The organism is Nocardia sp. NPDC050630 (genome assembly GCF_044457245.1).
Classification (GTDB): domain Bacteria; phylum Actinomycetota; class Actinomycetes; order Mycobacteriales; family Mycobacteriaceae; genus Nocardia.
The window spans coordinates 14,210-32,663 of the sequence record NZ_JBITGN010000032.1 but is presented as its reverse complement, the minus strand read 5'-3'; the positions used below and the strand labels follow the sequence as shown (position 1 = coordinate 32,663).

Genomic DNA, 18,454 nt, shown 5'->3' with positions numbered 1-18,454 from the left:
GCAGTTCCTCGGCCAGCTCTGCCTGTCGAGCCAGCATGCGATTGTCTAGGTTCGCTGATGGCACGTGGTTGGGGCCAGTTTGGAAAGTGAGTGGGAGATGCGTGACGCCGCAAGGTCCGGCAGCAAACGCTGGGCGCTCGGCAACTGGGACCTGCGCTGGAAGGTTACGGCGGTCCTGGCCGTTCCGCTGGCAGTCGCGGTTGGCCTCGGCGTGTCCAGGATTACCACCGAGTTCGCCGACGCGAACCGACTGGACGCTGCCGCGAAGAACATCGAGACGATCCCTGCCGTCACCGCGCTGAGTGCGCAGACGGCGACGACCGCTGCTTCGCAGATGATTTCGATCATGCCGAACGTGTCGATCGTGTCGGACAAGAACCTGGCCGACCTCGACAAAGTGATCGCCGATGCCGAACAGTCGGGCGGCAAGCTCGACGGTGTCGCCGGTGCGCGCGCGTCGCTGGACAGCATGATCACCCAGGCCAAGGCCATTCGTGCCCAGGGCAAGAACGTCACGACGCAGACACCGGCCGAAGTCATCGGGCTGATCGACCAGGTCCGAAACGACAGTGTGCACATCGTCGAGACGACGGTCGGCCAGGTCAGCGACCAGGCCATCGAACAGTCGAAGCTGCGGCTGGTCGACTCGCTGAACACCCGCGCCGCACTGGTCGGTGAGGTCGCCGCGTTCCCCGAGGTGCTGCGCGGTTCGGCGGCTGGCGTGCAGAACGCGATCACCGCGGCCAATACCGAGCGGGCGATGCTCAACGTGCTTGCCCACCGCTTTTCCGACGGCGACACCTCGATCGCCGATCTGCGGGCCGGTATCGATAATCGGATCTCGCTGCTGACCAGCCCGGAGGCGCAGTCCGGCAAGATCCCGGTCGGTGATCTGAAGAACTCGCTCACCGGCAGCCTCGATGTCTACGAGCGCGTGGTCAACAAGTCGACCAAGGACATCGACTCGGCGATGAGCGCGCTGGTGTCCAAGGCCAATACCGGCGCGTGGACCTACACCGCGGTCGTTATCGCGACCATTCTCGCCGCGCTGATGCTTGCCGTGTTCGTCGCGCGCTCGATGATCGTGCCGCTGCACCGGCTGCGCCTGGCCGCGTTGCGTGTGGCCGAGAGCGATCTACCGCACGAGGTCGCCCAGCTCCGTAACGGCGCGTCCCCCGAGGATGTGCCGCTGGAGCCGATGCCGATCCGCAGTCATGAAGAAATCGGTCAGCTGGCTCGCGCCGTCGACGATATCCACGGCCAGGCCCTGCGTCTGGCCAGTGACCAGGCGCAGATGCGTGCCCAGGTCAACGACATGTTCGAAACGCTGGCCCGGCGCTCCAAGTCGCTCGTCGACCATCAGCTCAGCCTGATCGAGGCGATGGAGTACGACGAAAAGGATCCACGCCTGCTGGAGAACCTCTTCCGGCTGGACCATCTCGCGGCTCGTATGCGCCGTAACGGTGACAACCTGCTGATCCTCGCCGGTACCCGGCAGCGGCGCAGTAAGTCCGCGCCCGTCGAGATCGCGGACGTGCTGCGTGCGGCGATCTCCGAGGTCGAGGACTACGAGCGCGTGAAGCTGGGTGCGACACCGCGTGGTTCGCTGGTCGAGCCCGCCGCCTCGGATATGGCGCACCTGTTCGCCGAGCTATTGGACAACGCGCTACGCGCGTCGCCACCGGAAACCGATGTGAAGTTCACCTTCGCGCAGGGACACGACCAGGGCATGCTCATCGAGGTCGCGGACCGCGGCATCGGTATGCCGCCCAGTGAAATGGCCGATATCAACCGGCGGCTCGAGCAGACCGCCGAGCCGGGTCCGGATACCGCACGACACATGGGTCTTTTCGTGGTCGGCCGATTGGCCGAGCGACACGGACTCACTGTGCGTCTGCGGCCGACCTTCGATACCGCACGGGATCCCGGCGTCACGGTCACCGTGCACGTTCCGATGAATCTGATCGTGCTCGGACAGGGCCAGACCACCGCGATGCCGCAGGCGGCACCGCAGGTCGCGGCCAGTCCGCAGCGGCCGTCCGCGGCGGCGTCGATGCAGACGCGCGCGATCACCCGGACGCCGGGCGGCAATGTCATGGTCACCGTCGATCCCGGTGTGAGTGGACCGATCCCGACCAGCAGTCCCGCACCGGCCGCGAGCAGTGGTCCGATTCCGACGGCGGGCGGGCTGCCGCAGCGTTCGCCCGGCTCCACCATGTCGTCGGGGGCCTCGGGGCTGCGTCAGGATCCGGTGCAACCGAATCCGACCCTGCGCCCGTCGGCCGGACCGGCGCCGAGCGCTCCGCAGCGCGGCAAGCTCGCCGCCGCGAATCTGCCAAGGCGCAGTGTCACGCCGGGCGGTCCGCCGCCGAGTCGGCCGGGCCCCGAACCGACGGTTTCCGGCGGTGGTCTGCCGCCACGGAATCTGAACTCCGGCGGTCTGCCCCAGCGTCAGCCGGGCGGCAATGGCGTGCCGCAGCCGGAGGGCGGTCAGCCCAGTGGTGGCCTGCCGCAGCGTCAGCCAGGTAGCAATGGTGCGCCGCCGCGCGAAGGTGCGGGTGGTCTGCCGCAGCGTGCGCCGGGGCTGAACGGTCTGCCGCAGCGCGAGCCGGGTGCCGGTGGTGTGCCGCCGCGCGATACCGGTTCGAGCCTGCCGCAGCGTGCTGCGTCGGGTGGATTGCCGCAGCGTGAGGCCGGTTCGAGCGGCCTGCCGCAGCGGGATTCGGCTGCGGGTGGACTCCCGCAGCGGGATTCGGCTGCTGGCGGACTGCCGCAGCGGGAGCCGGGTGCGACGGGTCTGCCGCAGCGTCAGTCGCCTGCGAGCGGCCTGCCGCAGCGGGAAACATCGAATGGTTTGCCGCAGCGTGAGAGCGCCAGTGGTCTGCCGCAGCGTGATGCTTTGGGTGGCCTGCCGCAGCGGGAAGCAACCGGTGGTCTGCCGCAGCGTGAGAGCACGGGCGGTTTGCCGCAGCGTGAGAACACGGGCGGTTTGCCGCAGCGTGACAGCTCTGGTGGTCTGCCGAAGCGGGATCCCTTGCGTGATCCGTTGAGCAGTTTGCCGCAGCGCGACACCACGGGCGGTTTGCCGCAGCGTGAGAGCACGGGCGGTCTGCCGCAGCGTGAGAGCACGGGCGGTCTGCCGCAGCGTGAGAGCACGGGCGGTTTGCCGCAGCGTGAGAACACCGGTGGTCTGCCGCAACGGGAGTCGGCATCGAATGGCCTGCCACAGCGGGAGTCCGGTCTGACCGGTATCCCGCCGCGGGACACCGGTTCAGGCTTGCCGCAGCGAGATTCCGCTTCCGGCGGTCTGCCGAAGCGTGATGCGCTGGGTGGTTTGCCGCAGCGTGACAGCTCTGGTGGTTTGCCGCAGCGTGACAGCTCTGGTGGTCTGCCGAAGCGTGATCCCTTGCGTGATCCGTTGAGCAGTTTCCCGCAGCGGGAAACCACGGGCGGCCTGCCGCAGCGGGATTCGGCCTCGAATGGTTTGCCGCAGCGGGAGTCCGGTGCGACCGGTCTGCCGCAGCGTCAGTCGCCCGCAAACGGTTTGCCGCAGCGTGAGGCTCCGAATGGCCTACCGCAGCGTCAGTCGGGTGCGCAGGCGCCGAGCGGACTGCCCCAGCGCGACGGTCTGCTACCGTCCCGCGATAGTCTGCCGCAGCGGGAAGCGGGCCCGACGGGTCTGCCCCAGCGCGATCCGGGCGCGACGGTACTGCCGCGCAAGGAAGTTCCGCCGGGTGTCGGCCTGCCGCGACGCGATCGCGGTGCGGCCCAGCCCGCGGCCAGTGGTGAGTCGCCCGCGGTTTCGGAGAACGGGGCGACGACCACACCGCGCGATCCGGGACGGCACAGCTTCAAACCCGATCCGGAGAAGGCGGCGTCGTTCTTCCAGACCAGGTTGCAGCCCGCGGTCGACTCCGATTCGGTCATGGGTGGGACACCGATCTTCGCCGAAATGATGTCGGCGTGGCTCTCGGATCCGAACTCGGATCGGTCCCAGGTGGCCGCCTCCTTCGAGTCACCGGGTGACGAAGGCTGGCAGGCGGCGCGCCGCGCCAGCGAGGCCCAGGCCGAAACAAAGACGGCCGCCGGGTTGCCCCAACGCAATCCGGGCGGGAGGCTGGTCCCCGGCGGTGTCACCGGCAACGCCGATCGCGCACCGCGTCGCGATCCAGAAACGATCAGGTCCAGCTTGAGTCGTCACCAGCAGGGCGTCCGGGATGGCCGCGCAATGAAGGCAATGAACCTAACCGGAGATAAAGGAGACCGATGAACCCCGATCTAGGTGGTACGAATCGTCAGCTGGATTGGCTGGTTTCGAACTTCGCCAACGAGGTTCCTGGCGTAGCTCATGCCGTCCTGGTCTCGGCTGACGGCCTACTCATGGCGGCGAGCGCGCAGCTGCCGGTGGACCGCGCCGAACAGCTCTCGGCTGTCACCGCCGGACTGGCCAGCCTCTCGGTAGGCGTCTCGAATCTATTCGAAGGCGGCACCGTGCTGCAGTCGGTAGTCGAGATGGAGCATGGCTACCTGCTACTCATGGCAGTCGGCGACGGCTCGTACCTCGCGGTGCTGACGAATACTTCCTGCGATATCGGCCAGGTGGGCTACGAAATGGCCCTGTTGGTCGAGCGTGTTGGCCAGACGGTGCAGGCCACGCCACGCGTCACGATGGGTTCCTGATGGTGGGATGGACATAGACGATCACCGCATGGGGAGCGCCGAGCCGAGTCTCGTTCGCCCATACTCCTTGACTGCGGGCCGAACCAGGCCCGCGGTCGAGTTGGCGTTGGAGGCACTTGTCGCATCGCATCCGGTCGCCCTGGAGCGGCAGTTCGAACTGACCAACATCGAGACGTCCATCGTGGAGTTGTGCAGAGAATCGCCGTCCGTTGCTGAAGTGGCAGCGCGTTTGGGTATCCCCATCGGGGTGGCCCGCGTGCTCGTGGCCGACCTCATCGAGGCCGGGCATGTGCGAGTTTCGGCGACTTTGAAAGACGATTCCAGCGACGATGAACGTCGCGAGCTGATCGAAAGGGTTCTCAGTGGACTCCGGCGTATTTGATTCGACGGCACAGGTCGATACCCGCACCAGCAAACCAACTTCGGCAAAGATCGTGGTCGCTGGCGGCTTCGGTGTCGGTAAGACCACGTTGGTGGGTGCCGTCTCGGAGATTGTTCCGCTGCGCACCGAGGCATTGGTGACCAATGCCAGTACCGGAATCGACAATCTGACCGGTATCCCGATGAAATCGACCACCACCGTGGCGATGGACTTCGGCCGGATCAGCCTCGCCGACGACCTGGTGCTGTACCTGTTCGGGACGCCCGGCCAGTACCGATTCTGGTTCATGTGGGACGACCTGATCCGCGGGGCCATCGGCGCCGTGGTGTTGGTCGACACCCGCAGGCTCGAGGACAGCTTCGCGGCCGTCGACTACTTCGAGGCGCGCAACCTACCGTTCCTGGTTGCGCTCAACGAATTCGACGACGCGCCGCGGTATCCGATCGAGGACATCCGTCAGGCACTGGCGGTGCCCGCGGATGTGCCGATCCTGTCCATCGATGCCCGCCGTCGCGAGCCGGCCAAGCAGGCGTTGGTTTCGCTGACCGAGTACGCCCTACGCAAGGTCATGCAGGGCTACTGAGCGTTCGCGCTTGCCGCGTCGTTCCCGAATCGAGTGGCTGAGTTTTCCCACCCGCCGGCTCTGCCGGCTGCTATCCCCTAAGCTCGCTCGATGAGGATTTCGGCGCGGGAGTTGCTCGGGCAACTGCTCGACTCGGACTCGTACATCAGCTGGGACCGGCCACCGATGACGGTGGCCGCGTCCCCGCGATACCGCGAGGATCTGTACAAGGCCGAGCTGGCGGCCGGTACAGATGAAGCGGTGCTGACCGGTGAAGGTCTGCTGCGTGGTCGACGCGTGGCCGTAATCGCCTGCGAGTTCGGATTTCTGGCGGGTTCGATCGGGGTGGCCGCGGCCGAGCGCATCGTCTCGGCGGTCGAGCGCGCCACCGAACTCGGCCTGCCCCTTGTCGCGTCGCCGACCTCCGGCGGTACCAGAATGCAGGAGGGCACAGTGGCTTTCGTGCAGATGGTGAAGATCGCGGGTGCGGTCGCGGCGCACAAGGCGGCCGGGCATCCGTATCTTGTCTATCTGCGCAATCCCACGATGGGCGGCGTCTTCGCGTCGTGGGGTTCGCTGGGGCACATCACCTTCGCCGAACCCGGTGCACTCATCGGTTTTCTCGGCCCGCGCGTCTATAAAGCGTTGTACGGCAGGGATTTTCCGGAGGGCGTGCAGGTCGCGGAGAATCTGTACCGCAACGGTGTGATCGACGGTGTGCTGCCCGTTTCGGTGTTTCGCCGCATCGCGCACCGTGCGTTGAGCGTGCTCAGTGGCGTGCCGGATCCTGTTGCGGCGGAATCGGGTTGGGCCGCGCCGGTGTGCAGGGCCGCGAAGGCGATCCCGGATGTTCCGGCTTGGGAATCGGTCCAGATCTCGCGCCGCCCAGGTCGACCCGGCATTCGTGACCTGTTGCGCCATGTGACGCAACGGGTTCCGCTGAGCGGCACCGGTCAGGGCGAATCCGATCGCACCATGGTGCATGCGCTGGCCCGCTTTCGCGGACAGCCGTGCATCGTGTTCGGTCACGATCGCTCGGGTCAGCAGGGCGAATACACCATGGGCCCTGCCGCATTGCGCGAGGCTCGGCGCAGTATGGCGCTGGCTCAGGAATTGCGGCTGCCGCTGGTGCTGGTGATCGATACCGTCGGTGCGGCCCTGTCGAAGGAGGCTGAGGAACGTGGGCTCGCTCCCGAAATCGCCCGCTGCATAGCCGATTTGGTCACCCTGGATACCCCGACCGTATCGGTTCTGCTCGGGCAGGGCACCGGCGGCGGAGCATTGGCACTGCTGCCCGCCGACCGCGTCTTGGCCGCCAGCCACGGCTGGCTCGCGCCGCTGCCGCCCGAAGGGGCGAGCGCCATCGTCTACCGCGATACCGACCATGCCCCCGAACTGGCTGACGCACAGGGCATCCGCGCCATCGACCTGCTCGCCGACGGTGTCGTCGACCGCATCGTCCCGGAGTTTCCGGACGCCGCCGACGAACCGGTCGACTTCGCTCGCCGCATGGTCGCCGTTATCGCCGAAGAGCTCACCGGGCTGCGCGCCCGGCCGTACGAGGAAATTCGGGCCTCCCGCCACACCCGCTATCGCCGCCTCGGCCAGCCATGACCGACGCCCCTCGGTAACCAGCACAAACAGATTCCATTCGGAAAACCGTGGTCAACACACCACGGCTGCTCGGTGACGACGCGGCTCTCATCGTCGATGCGCGGACTCCAGCACGGAGTCTTTGCGTCAGGCATGGATTCACGACATACTGGACGCCCATTGGTTAAGCGCGTAACCTTGCCCGCAATGACCGAGAGATCTTCGCCTCGGGACGCGGGTCATCCGACAAATTGCGGCGCCGGCCCTGGTTCTGCGGGCGTCGGCAGACGGCCGGATCCTCCTGTGCTTGCACAGCATGGGTTCTCGACAACAGCAGGCATCGTGCTTCTCCCGCGTCGGAGCAGCTCGGCGAAAGGATGAGGGATATTGAGTAACACCATCGAGGTCGACGCTGCGGTCGAAAGTCCCAGCTCGGGGATCATTCCGGTCTTCGATCCTTCCACCGAGGAGCTGATCGCGGAGGTCGTCGACTCCGACCAGGCGGCCGTCGACGAGGCGGTGGCCAGGGCACGCGAAACATTCGAGTCGGGTGTCTGGCGCAAGCTGCCCGCCGCGCACCGCGCGCAGGTGCTATTCCGCGCCGCGGACATCATCAGGGCCCGCACCGACGAACTCGCCGCGATCGAGGCCCGTGACAACGGCATGAACGCGATGGCCGCGCGTCAGATCATCAAGGTGTCGCTCGACATGCTCGTGTACTACGCCGGCTGGGTCGGCAAGATCCACGGCGAGTCGAGCAATCTCGTGTCCGACGGACTACTCGGCCACTTCGAGAACTACCACACCTTCACCCAGCTCGAGCCGGTAGGCGTCGTCGGCCTCATCATCCCCTGGAATGGGCCGTTCTTCGTCGCGATGCTCAAGGTCGCGCCCGCGCTCGCGGCGGGCTGCAGCGCTGTCCTCAAACCCGCGGAGGAGACGCCGCTCACCGCGCTGAAACTGGAGGAGATCTTCCGCGAGGCGGGTCTGCCCGACGGTGTCCTGAATGTCATCACCGGCTACGGTGAGACCACAGGTGCGGCGCTCACCGCGCACCCGGATGTCGACAAGATCGCGTTCACCGGATCGACGGAGGTCGGACGGCTGATCGTCAAGGCAGCGGCCGGCAACCTCAAGCGCCTGACGCTCGAGCTCGGCGGCAAGTCGCCGCTGATCATGTTCGACGACGCCGATCTGGACAAGGCGATCATGGGGGCCGGTATGGGCCTGCTCGCCGGCTCGGGCCAGAACTGCTCGTGCACCTCGCGCATCTACGTTCAGCGCGGCATCTACGAACAGGTCGTGGACGGTCTCGCCGCCTTCGCCAAGATGCTGCCGATGGGCGGAAGCGATGATCCCAACTCGGTCCTCGGCCCGCTGATCAGCGAGAAGCAGCGCCAGCGCGTGGCAGGCATCGTGAACGACGGCGTGGCGGCCGGGGCGCAGGTGGTGACCGGCGGCCAGGTGATGGACCGCCGCGGCTACTTCTATGAAGCGACGATCGTCACAGGCACCACGCCCGATATGCGTCTCATCCGCGAGGAGATTTTCGGGCCGGTGGGCTCGGTGATCCCGTTCGACGACGAGGACGAGGTGATCGCCGCCGCGAACGACACGGAATACGGCCTCGCCGGCTCCATCTGGACCGAAAACCTCGGCCGCGCCCACCGTGTCGTGAACGAGCTCCGCGCCGGCCAGATCTGGGTGAACTCCGCGCTGGCCGCGGACCCCTCGATGCCGATCTGCGGCCATAAGCAGTCGGGGTGGGGCGGCGAGCGTGGCAAGAAGGGTATCGAGTCCTACTTCAACATCAAGTCCGTCTACATCGGCCACTGATCGGGTCGACCGGGGGGTCCTGGTGGTTCGCGGCGCTGCGTCGAACGATCCGGCCCGGGGTCGTGCCCGGATCGGATGGCTGCGTCGAGCCGCCTCGGCAAACCTGAAGAGCCCTGGTATCCAGCGCAAACGCGATGCCATTCGGAAAACCGGTGGTCAACACACCAGGGCTTCTCGTTGACGACTCGGCACGGCACTTCTACGGTCGGAATGTGACCTTCAGAAGCGAGACCAGCGCCATTCCCTCGATCGTGCTGAACGACGGGAACGTAATCCCGCAGCTCGGCTTCGGGGTGTTCCAAGTACCGCCGGAGGACGTCCAGCCGGTCGTCACCGCCGCACTGGAGGTGGGCTATCGCAGCATCGATACCGCCGCCATCTACGGCAATGAGGAGGGCACCGGCCGTGCCATCCGGGAATCCGGGCTGCCGCGTGACGAGGTCTATGTCACCACCAAGCTGTGGAATTCCGATCAGGGCTACGACGCCACGCTGCGCGCATTCGACGCCAGTATGGCGCGGCTCGGCCTGGACTACCTCGACCTCTATCTCATCCACTGGCCGGTGGCGCAGGCCGATCGCTTCGTCGAGACCTTCAAGGCCTTACAGACGTTGAAGGCGCAGGGGCGGGTGCGTTCGATCGGGGTATCGAATTTCACCGTCGCCGATCTGGAGCGGATCATCAGTGAGACCGGCGAGATCCCGGCTGTCAACCAGATAGAACTGCATCCCCGGCTGGCGCAGCGCGAGCTCCGTGCGTTCCACGATGCGAATGCCATTGCCACCGAGGCATGGAGTCCGCTGGGCCAGGGCACGCTGCTCGGCGATCACACCATCGTCTCCATTGCCGACGAGGTCGGTCGCACTCCGGCCCAGGTGATCATCCGCTGGCACCTTCAGCAGGGGATTGTGGTCATCCCGAAGTCGGTCACCCCGTCGCGCATCGCCGACAATTTCGACGTCTTCGGTTTCGAACTCACCCGCGACCAGATGAACGCTATCAACGCACTCGATAATGGCGCCCGCATCGGGCCCGATCCGGCGACCTTCACGGCAGGGCTCGTCTAACCGAGGCCGAGATAAGCCGTCAGTTCTCGAGCGGCGGCGCGCCCGGCTCGGTTCGCGCCGATGGTGCTCGCGGATGGGCCGTAGCCGATCAGGTGGATGCGCGGATCGACAGCGACCTGGGTGGCGAGGCGACCGGTCATGGTGATGCCGCCGCCTGGGCCGCGCAGGCGTAGCGGGGCCAAATGATCCAGGGCACTGCGGAATCCGGTGGCCCAGAGGATCACGTCGGCGTGCTGGAACGAACCGTCGGCCCAGCGCACCCCATCCGGTTCGATGCTCGCGAACATCGGATGTCGCTGTAGCGCGCCGCGAGCTTGCGCGGCGCGCAATCGATCGTCGATCCGCAATCCGGTGACCGAAACCACAGAACCCGGGGGAAGTCCGCGGCGCACACGATCCTCCACGATGGTGACGGCGGCCCGGCCGTCCTCCTCGGCGAACGGTGCGTCACGGAATACCGGTTCGCGTCGAGTCACCCAGGTCGTGGTGGTGACCTGCGAGATCTCATCGAGCAACTGAACCGCGGACACTCCGCCGCCGACCACCACGACATGTTTGCCCGCGAACTCATCGGCTATGCGGTAGTCGTGTGTGTGCAACTGGCGTCCGGCGAAGGTCTCCGCGCCCGGATAGTGCGGAATGAAAGGATGTTCCCAGGTGCCGGTGCCATTGATCAGGCCGCGCACCCGGATCGTGCCCGCGGTATCGGTCTCGACATTCAGCGTCGTGCCTCGTCCGGCCGCGAGATCCGGCCCTGCGGCACAAGGGGTTCCGTCGGAGTTGCGGTCACAGACCACGGTCACCGAGACCGGTCTGCGCACCCGCAGATCGAATCGCTTCTCGTACAACTCGTAATAGCGCGGCACCGCGGTGGCCGCTGGCACAGCGTCGGAATCGGGTGGCAGTGTCTCGGCGAAGGACATGCCAGGAAGGTCGTGCACCCGGTTGACGGTGGTCAGTGTGAGCGATGGCCACCGGAACTGCCAGGCACCACCGGGTCCCGGTGCGTGATCGAGGATTCGGAAATCCCGTTCCGGGCGCAGGCCGAGACGCTGCAGGTGATAACCGGCCGACAGCCCGGCCTGACCAGCGCCGATCACCAGGATGGGGAAGTCTGTCGGCACAAACCGAGATCGTATCGGCTTGGTCGGTATGTTCGGCCACCTGTGGCACAGTTGATGTAACCAGTCGAACCGGTCAGTTGCGGAGGATGCATGCTCGACGTTAGCCGCGATGGCGATGTCGTCACCATCGAATTACAGCGCGAGGAGCGGCGTAATGCGCTGAACATCGAACTCATCACTCGGCTCCGTGAAGCGGTGTTGGCCGCGGCCGAGGATGCCAGGGTGATAGTGCTCACCGGTCGGGGCGCCCTGTTCAGCGCGGGCGCGGACCTGTCCGGGGTGCACGCGGAGGAATTTTTGACGGCCCTGCCCGACATGCTGCACACCATCGAATCCGTACCGGTCCCGGTGATCGCGGCGATCAACGGCGGTGCACTCGGCGCGGGCGTGCAGATCGCGCTGGCCTCGGATCTGCGGGTCATGGCACCCGATTCATATATCGCCATTCCGGCTGCCAAGCTCGGCATCAGCGTCGATCGCTGGACCGTGCGGCGGTTGGTCTCGCTGATCGGCGGCGGCCCCGCCCGGACCATGCTGCTCGGCGCGGAACCGGTATCGGCCGCCGACGCCTACTCCTTCGGCTTCGCGAACCGGCTCGGCACCCTGGCCGATGCGCAGGCCTGGGCCAAATCGATCGCCCAACTGGCTCCGCTGTCGCTGCGGCATATGAAGTTGGAGCTCAACGACGACGGCACCCGGGATCCGGAGACCACACAGCAGCGTGCGGCACTGGAGGCGGCGTGGACCAGTCAGGACGCCCAGGAGGGGCGGCTGGCAAGGGCCGAGAAGCGCCCGGCGAAATTCGTGGGGCGATAGATGAATCCGAAGAAGATAGTCGGCATTGCCGCCGGTGCAGTCGGCCTCACGTGGCTGGTGCGCGCGGTGTGGGACATCCCCTCGGCGATCGGCGCCTCCATCAATGCCATTCAGCCATACGCGACCGGTGCGGTGAGCTATCGCAATCGGCAGTTCCACAACTCCGAGCCGAGCACACAGTTCGTCTCCGGTGCCACTCCGTCCCTGCTGTTTTCGGTGCTGACCCGGCGTAATGCCGGTCGTCCTCGTACCGCGGTTCCGCTGGCGACGCCCGACGTGCCGACCGATGCCGCCGACCTCGCGGTCACCTGGTATGGGCACGCATCGGCGCTCATCGAGGTCGACGGGTATCGGATTCTCACCGATCCGGTGTGGAGCGAACGGGTTTCGCCGTCGGCGTTGGTCGGTCCCGCGCGGCTGCATCCGGTGCCGACGCCGCTGTCGGAGCTGCCGCCGGTGGACGCGGTGCTGATCTCGCACGATCACTACGACCATCTGGACAAGGCGACGGTCCGTCAGTTGGTGGTCGGACAGGCCGCGCCCTTCCTGGTGCCGATCGGCATCGGCGCACATCTGCGACACTGGGGTGTGCCCGAACATCGGATCATCGAATTGGATTGGGGCGGTTCGGTTTCCCTCGCCGCGCTGGGGCGCGAGCGCGATGGCACCGATCTGGTGCTCACCTGTACCGAAGCGCGGCACTTCTCCGGGCGCGGCCTGGTGCGCAACACCACACTGTGGGCGTCCTGGTCCATCATCGGCCCGACCCGGCGGGTCTACTTCGGCGGTGATACCGGGTACACCAAGGCTTTCGCGGAGGCCGGTGCCGCACTCGGACCGTTCGATCTGACGCTGTTGCCGATCGGGGCCTACGACGAGGCCTGGCCGGACGTGCATATGAACCCGGAGGAGGCGGTTCGGGCCCATGCCGACCTCGGCGTCGGCGATCCCGGACACGGACTACTGGTGCCCATCCACTGGGCGACCTTCAACCTGGCCTTCCACGGGTGGTCGGAGCCGGTGCGTCGGATGGTCGAGGCGGCGCGTGCGGCCGGTACTGCCGTGGCGGTGCCGATGCCGGGCCAGCGTATCGACCCCAATGACCTGCCGGGCCGGGATTCCTGGTGGGAGGATATTGGGTGAATACCTAGGTTCGTCGACAGGAAGGAATACAGGCATGAGTCTCGTGGACACCCTGAAAGGCCTGGTCGGCAAGGGGAAGGAAGCGGCGGCCGAGAACGCCGACAAAATTTACGGTGCGGTCGACAAGGCCGGCGGGTTCATCGACGAGAAGACCGGCCACAAATATTCCGACAAGATCGGCAAGGTGCAGGAGGCCGCCAAGAAGGTGGTCCCGACAGACCAGTCCGCATCGGAGCCGCCCACGCCGAAGCCGTCCGCATCGGAGCCGCCGGTGGCCGCGGCTGAGGAACCGCCAGTGCCGCCCGCTCCCAAGCCCGCCCCCGAGCCGGGAGAGCCGCAGGCCTGATATGCGGTGGGGGCCGGTTTCTGTCGGTCCCCACCCCTAAACTTCATTTATGGTGACCCGCCGGGAATTCGGTGGCAGCCCGGGCCGGCCGGGCATCGAGGTTGAGTTGAGCAACCTCGACAAGGTGCTGTATCCGGCAACAGGAACCACCAAAGGCGAGGTCATCGCCTACTACTCGGCCATCGCGCCCGCGATGCTTCCACACATCGCCGGACGACCGGTCACCCGGAAGCGCTGGCCCAACGGCGTCGACGAATCATCCTTCTTCGAAAAGAATCTCCCCGAACACGCGCCGTCGTGGCTGGAACGTCACGCCATCGAACATTCCGATCGCACGGTCGTCTATCCCGTCATCGATTCCGAGGCCGGACTTGCCTGGATCGGACAGCAGGCCGCGCTGGAAGTCCATGTGCCGCAATGGCGTTTCGACGGTGACAAGGTCGGCTACGCCACCCGGTTGGTCTTCGACTTGGATCCGGGTCCTGGCGCGGGATTGGCCGAATGCGCGCGGGTCGCGCTCGCAGTGCGCGAGATGGTCGAGGGCATCGGGCTGCACGCCTTTCCGGTTACCAGCGGTAGCAAGGGAATTCACATCTATGTGCCGCTGGAACGGGAGTTGAGTCCGGGCGGTGCGTCCACCGTGGCCAAGCAGGTGGCGACGAATCTGGAGAAGCTGCACCCGGATCTGGTCACCGCGACGATGGCGAAATCGGCGCGCGGCGGGAAGGTCTTCCTGGACTGGAGTCAGAACAATCCCGCCAAGACCACCATCGCGCCGTATTCACTGCGCGGCCGCACCGAACCGAATGCGGCAGCACCGCGCACCTGGGCCGAGTTGGAGAGCCGGAAGAAGTTGCGGCAGTTGCGGTTCGATGAGGTGCTCGCCCGCTGGCGCGATGACGGGGATCTGCTCGCCGAATTGGATCCGCCGAGCTCGAACAGCGATGCGCTGACGAAATACCGATCGATGCGCGACGCCTCGGCGACGCCGGAACCGGTGCCTTCCGAAGAACCTGTGCCGGGGGAGAACAATCGGTTCGTCGTCCAGGAACACCATGCGCGGCGGTTGCATTGGGATGTGCGGCTCGAACGCGACGGTGTGCTGGTGTCGTGGGCCGTGCCGAAGGGGCCGCCGACCTCATCGGATCAGAACCGGCTCGCCGTGCACACCGAGGATCATCCATTGGAGTACTTGACCTTCCACGGTGCCATTCCGAAGGGGCAGTACGGCGCGGGGGAGATGACGATCTGGGATTCCGGTACCTACGAGACCGAGAAGTGGCGCGAGGACGAGGTCATCGTCACCTTCCACGGTAAGCGACTGCGCGGCCGCTACGCGATGATCCGAACCAATGGCACCCAGTGGCTGATGCATCTCATGCGCGACCAGAATCCAGCCGAGGCGGTCGCGGACCGGTTTTCCAGTGGTCCAGTCGGCCCCGAGTCCGCGTTCATCGTGCCGAGACCAGCTGGGCCCGCCCCTTTTCCGCGCGGCCTGCGGCCGATGCTCGCCACGCACGGTGAGGTCGCCGATCTCGATGACGTCGAGTGGTGCTTCGAAACCAAATGGGACGGCTTCCGGCTCATCGCCGAAATAGATTCCGGAACACTGACGCTGCGCAGCCGGGCGGGCAATGTGGTGACCACACGCTATCCGGGCATGGCGGTGCTGGCCGAGGAGCTGTCCGGTCACAATGTGGTGCTCGACGGTGAGGCCGTTGTGTTCGACGATCACGGCGTCGCCAATGTCGGTCTGCTGCAGGCCGATGCGGCGCGCGCGGTCTTCGTCGCCTTCGATGTGTTGTATCTGGACGGCACTTCACTGCTCCGCAAACGGTATTCGGATCGGCGTCGGGTGTTGGAAGCGATCGCAGCCACCGCGCCGTCACTGCGGGTGCCGCGGCGACTGGATGGCACCGGCGCCGAAGCGCTGCGCTACAGCCAGGAGCAGGGGCTGGAGGGTGTGGTCGCCAAGCGCAAGGATTCGGTGTATCTGCCAGGTAAGCGCGGGCATTCGTGGGTCAAACAGCGCAACTGGCGCACTCAGCGGGTGCTGATCGGCGGCTGGCGGCGCAGCGATGCCCGCAACTTCAAATCGCTGCTGGTCGGCATTCCGCATGAGGGCAGGCTGTATTACGTGGGACGGGTCGGCACGGGGTTCAGCGAGCCCGTCATGCGGGATCTGGCCAAAAGGCTGGTCAAATTGGAGCGCAAGTCCACGCCGTTCGACAATGACCTCACCGCCGAGGAGCGCGCGGACGCGGTGTGGGTCACCCCGAAACTGGGTGGAACCGTGCGCTTCATGAACTGGACCGAGACCGGCCGTCTCTGGCATCCGGCCTGGCTCGGCGAGATGTGATGGCGATCGCTGATGGTTTGCCGGTTCATCGGTGAGTTCGCTGGGTATCGTTTGTTCGCGGTTGTGTCGGCTCGAAAACGAGGAGTGCACGGTGGATTTCAAGAACCTGGCGAATAAGGCGCTGGACCTGGCCCAGCAGAATGCGGACAAGGTGGATACCGCCATCGATAAGGTGGGCGATCTCGTCGACAAGCAGACCGACGGCAAGTTCGCCAGCCAGGTCGACGCCGCGCAGGATGCCGCCAAGAAGGCCATCCACAAGGACAACTGAGCCGCCGATGGCGGACCGGGAGTACCGATCCGCCATTCCCGCGGTCAGTTGGGTTCGCGGGCGAGCAGCGCAATGATGGTCGCGCTGTCGGTGACCATCGCGTGCCCCTGGAATTCGAAATCGTCGTAGGCGCGCGCCATCGCCTCCTTATCGCGGCCGCCGACGGCATCGCTGATGATCACCGGCACGAAGCCCAGATCGGTCGAATGGGTGACCGTCGGCGCGATGCCGATCTCCAGCGCGACACCCGTGATCGCATATGCGCCGATGCCGAGATCACGCAGCACCGCGGCCAATGGGGTGCCCTCGAAGGCCGACATGGAGGTCTTGTCGAAGACCACCTCATCGGCCGTGGGCCGCAGCTCCGGAACCAGTTCGAAGGCCGGGGTGTCGCGCTGCAGAATGAATTTCACGTCATCGACACTGTCGACCTGCTGCCAGCTCATCGCCATGCGCAGCGCGAAGGTGCCGCTCAGGCGGCGGGGCAGGAAGAAATGCCGCAGGAAGATGATCGGATAACCGCCGCGCCGTGCCGCTTCGACCACTCGCGCGACCCGCTCGATGATCTCCGGACCGTCCGGTAATTGCGAGAGCACACCGACCTGCATGTCGTAGACGATCACCGCCATGCGGTGCGGCGCACACACATCGGCGAGTTCTTCGGGAATGTCCAGTCCGTTGCCATGCCGCATGGTCAGCTCACTCCTGTTCGGTACCGGTCACGGTCGGGGTTCGCCCCGACGGTGATCCGATTGCGCGATAGCCACTTTCGAAGCGCGCTCCAGGCGTGCTCCGCCCCAACTGTAACCATGTCGGAAATCGGACACCTACGGCGTAGCCGATGCCCGCCGATGACCGTTGCCGGGCCCTCTGATCAGGCAGTACGGTGGTTTTATCAGAGGCCGGGCGAAGTCGGCGCCGACGCGTTCCCGGCGCACTCCGCGTCGCGCCGCGTCGAAAGACTGGAGGCCGCGATGAACATTTTGTCTGCACCATTCGTCGGCGGTAACCGGAGATTCGGTGCGATATCGACCTTTACCGTTCTCGCGGTCGCGGCGTTCGCATGCGTGCCCGTTGCCAGGGCGGTGCCGCCGCCGGATCAGGACCTCTTCTACGTGGCAGCGGTCGATCCGGCTTCGCAGCCCGACGGTGCTGTGCTGCGAACCCGTTCGATCGCTTTATACGGTCTGCCGCTTCCGGTTTCGGCCTGGCAGGTGCAATACCGGACCAACGATACGAATGGCTCGCCGATCGCCGGTATGGCCACCATGCTGGTGCCGAATTGGCCGTGGTTCGGTCCCGGCCAGCGGCCGCTGCTGTCGTATCAGATTGCCGAGGACAGTCTCGATACCCGGTGTGCGCCGTCGTACGCGCTGCGAGGCGGCTGGGATCTCGGCGGCGCCAACACCTATATCGACACACTGTTCATCGCCGAGGCATTGCGCCGCGGCTGGGCGGTGGTGACAAGCGATTACGAGGGGCCGGACTCCAGATTCCTGGACGGCGTCAACGCTGGCCGCGCGGTGCTCGACGGCATCCGGGCCGCTCGGGAGTTCGCACCGGACGGCGTCGGCCCGGCGAGCCCCATTGGGGCGTGGGGCTATTCGGGCGGTGCCTTCGCGACGCTGTGGGCGGCGCAGATACAACCGGAGTACGCGCCCGATATCCAATTCGCCGGAATCACCTCGGGTGGGGTGCCCGCAGATTGGACAGCCATTGCGCAGGGTGTCGATGGTGGCGTGCAAGCGGGACTGGCAATGCTGGTATTGATCGCTATCGTGAAGAACGAGCCGAATTCCGGTGTGGCGGAACTACTCAACGAGCGCGGTCGGGCCGCCCTCATCGAGGACGCCTCCGCCTGTGGTCCGGATCTCCTTTCGAAGTACTTCAACGCGCATGTGGATGAATTCGCGGCGGTGCCGGATGTGTTGTCTCATCCGGTATTACGGGCGGCGACCGACCGGCAGGAGCTCGGCGGCAACGCACCGATCATGCCGATGTACCTGTACCACAGCGCAACTGACGATGTGATCCCAGTCGCCGGTTTCACCGATCTGGTCGGGCGATACTGCGCACAGGGTGCCGATCTCACCTCGGTGCATTCGGCGCTGCCCGGACACAATGCGACCGCGATCGGTGAGGCGGCCGGTGCCATGGGCTTCCTCGCCGATCGTTTCGCGGGTGTCCCGATAGCGCCTGGTTGCCACGGACGATAAACGAAAGATGCGGCGCGCTCAGACGATTCGTTGCGCGCCGCGTCGGGCGATGGAAGTGC

15 protein-coding genes are annotated in these 18,454 nt (G+C 66.0%); 13 read left to right on the top strand and 2 right to left on the bottom strand.

Annotated elements, in window-relative coordinates; genetic code table 11:
- The first annotated feature begins 97 nt into the window (after positions 1-97).
- The 7 genes from ACIBG0_RS39300 to ACIBG0_RS39270 all read left to right on the top strand — a co-directional run bounded on the left by ACIBG0_RS39300 (position 98) and on the right by ACIBG0_RS39270 (position 10,120).
- A complete protein-coding gene (locus ACIBG0_RS39300) occupies positions 98-4,270 on the top strand; it encodes an ATP-binding protein (protein ID WP_397040243.1) in 4,173 nt (1,390 codons plus the stop codon).
- Positions 4,267-4,680, top strand: a complete 414-nt coding sequence (locus ACIBG0_RS39295; RefSeq protein ID WP_011207200.1) for a roadblock/LC7 domain-containing protein — start codon at positions 4,267-4,269, stop codon at positions 4,678-4,680. Before ACIBG0_RS39300 ends, ACIBG0_RS39295 begins: the two co-directional genes overlap by 4 nt.
- A 7-nt stretch (positions 4,681-4,687) precedes the next feature.
- Positions 4,688-5,062 carry a DUF742 domain-containing protein gene (locus ACIBG0_RS39290; protein ID WP_040686485.1) on the top strand — a complete coding sequence of 125 codons (375 nt, stop codon included), beginning with the start codon at positions 4,688-4,690 and terminating at the stop codon, positions 5,060-5,062.
- Positions 5,043-5,645: an ATP/GTP-binding protein gene (locus ACIBG0_RS39285; protein ID WP_174414979.1), complete on the top strand. Its 603-nt coding sequence runs from the start codon at positions 5,043-5,045 to the stop codon at positions 5,643-5,645. The genes ACIBG0_RS39290 and ACIBG0_RS39285 overlap by 20 nt, the downstream gene beginning before the upstream one ends.
- 90 nt (positions 5,646-5,735) lie before the next feature.
- Positions 5,736-7,238, top strand: a complete 1,503-nt coding sequence (locus ACIBG0_RS39280) for a carboxyl transferase domain-containing protein (RefSeq protein ID WP_397040241.1) — start codon at positions 5,736-5,738, stop codon at positions 7,236-7,238.
- Positions 7,239-7,604: 366 nt separating this feature from the next.
- On the top strand, positions 7,605-9,053 hold the full coding sequence (locus ACIBG0_RS39275) for an aldehyde dehydrogenase family protein (RefSeq protein ID WP_397040239.1): 1,449 nt from the start codon (positions 7,605-7,607) through the stop codon (positions 9,051-9,053).
- Between the two features lie 212 nt (positions 9,054-9,265).
- Entirely contained in the window at positions 9,266-10,120 is an 855-nt protein-coding gene (locus tag ACIBG0_RS39270) for an aldo/keto reductase (RefSeq protein ID WP_397040238.1), read from the top strand.
- On the opposite strand, the gene ACIBG0_RS39265 is transcribed toward ACIBG0_RS39270, so the two are convergent.
- A complete protein-coding gene (locus tag ACIBG0_RS39265) occupies positions 10,117-11,244 on the bottom strand; it encodes an NAD(P)-binding domain-containing protein (protein ID WP_397040237.1) in 1,128 nt (375 codons plus the stop codon). The two genes, ACIBG0_RS39270 and ACIBG0_RS39265, sit on opposite strands and share 4 nt — an antisense overlap.
- Before the next feature lie 90 nt (positions 11,245-11,334).
- Here ACIBG0_RS39265 and ACIBG0_RS39260 point away from each other — a divergent pair, with 90 nt between their 5' ends.
- The 5 genes from ACIBG0_RS39260 (at position 11,335) to ACIBG0_RS39240 (ending at position 16,179) form a co-directional block, all read left to right on the top strand.
- On the top strand, positions 11,335-12,060 hold the full coding sequence (locus tag ACIBG0_RS39260) for an enoyl-CoA hydratase (protein WP_397040235.1): 726 nt from the start codon (positions 11,335-11,337) through the stop codon (positions 12,058-12,060).
- The gene (locus ACIBG0_RS39255; RefSeq protein ID WP_397040233.1) at positions 12,061-13,203 is read left to right on the top strand and encodes an MBL fold metallo-hydrolase; all 1,143 of its coding nucleotides are present in this window, start codon (positions 12,061-12,063) and stop codon (positions 13,201-13,203) included.
- 34 nt (positions 13,204-13,237) lie between these two features.
- On the top strand, positions 13,238-13,549 hold the full coding sequence (locus tag ACIBG0_RS39250) for an antitoxin (protein ID WP_397040231.1): 312 nt from the start codon (positions 13,238-13,240) through the stop codon (positions 13,547-13,549).
- Between the two features lie 49 nt (positions 13,550-13,598).
- Positions 13,599-15,908 (top strand): ATP-dependent DNA ligase, encoded by a 2,310-nt coding sequence (locus tag ACIBG0_RS39245; protein ID WP_397040229.1) that lies wholly within the window; start codon positions 13,599-13,601, stop codon positions 15,906-15,908.
- 91 nt (positions 15,909-15,999) lie between these two features.
- Positions 16,000-16,179 carry an antitoxin gene (locus ACIBG0_RS39240; RefSeq protein WP_397040228.1) on the top strand — a complete coding sequence of 60 codons (180 nt, stop codon included), beginning with the start codon at positions 16,000-16,002 and terminating at the stop codon, positions 16,177-16,179.
- A 44-nt stretch (positions 16,180-16,223) separates the two neighbouring features.
- Here the strand turns inward: ACIBG0_RS39240 and ACIBG0_RS39235 are convergent, their stop codons facing one another.
- Positions 16,224-16,871 (bottom strand): cysteine hydrolase family protein, encoded by a 648-nt coding sequence (locus ACIBG0_RS39235; protein WP_397040226.1) that lies wholly within the window; start codon positions 16,869-16,871, stop codon positions 16,224-16,226.
- 282 nt (positions 16,872-17,153) lie between these two features.
- On the opposite strand from ACIBG0_RS39235, the gene ACIBG0_RS39230 reads away from it, so the two are divergent.
- The gene (locus ACIBG0_RS39230; protein ID WP_397040225.1) at positions 17,154-18,395 is read left to right on the top strand and encodes a lipase family protein; all 1,242 of its coding nucleotides are present in this window, start codon (positions 17,154-17,156) and stop codon (positions 18,393-18,395) included.
- Positions 18,396-18,454: the final 59 nt, after the last annotated feature.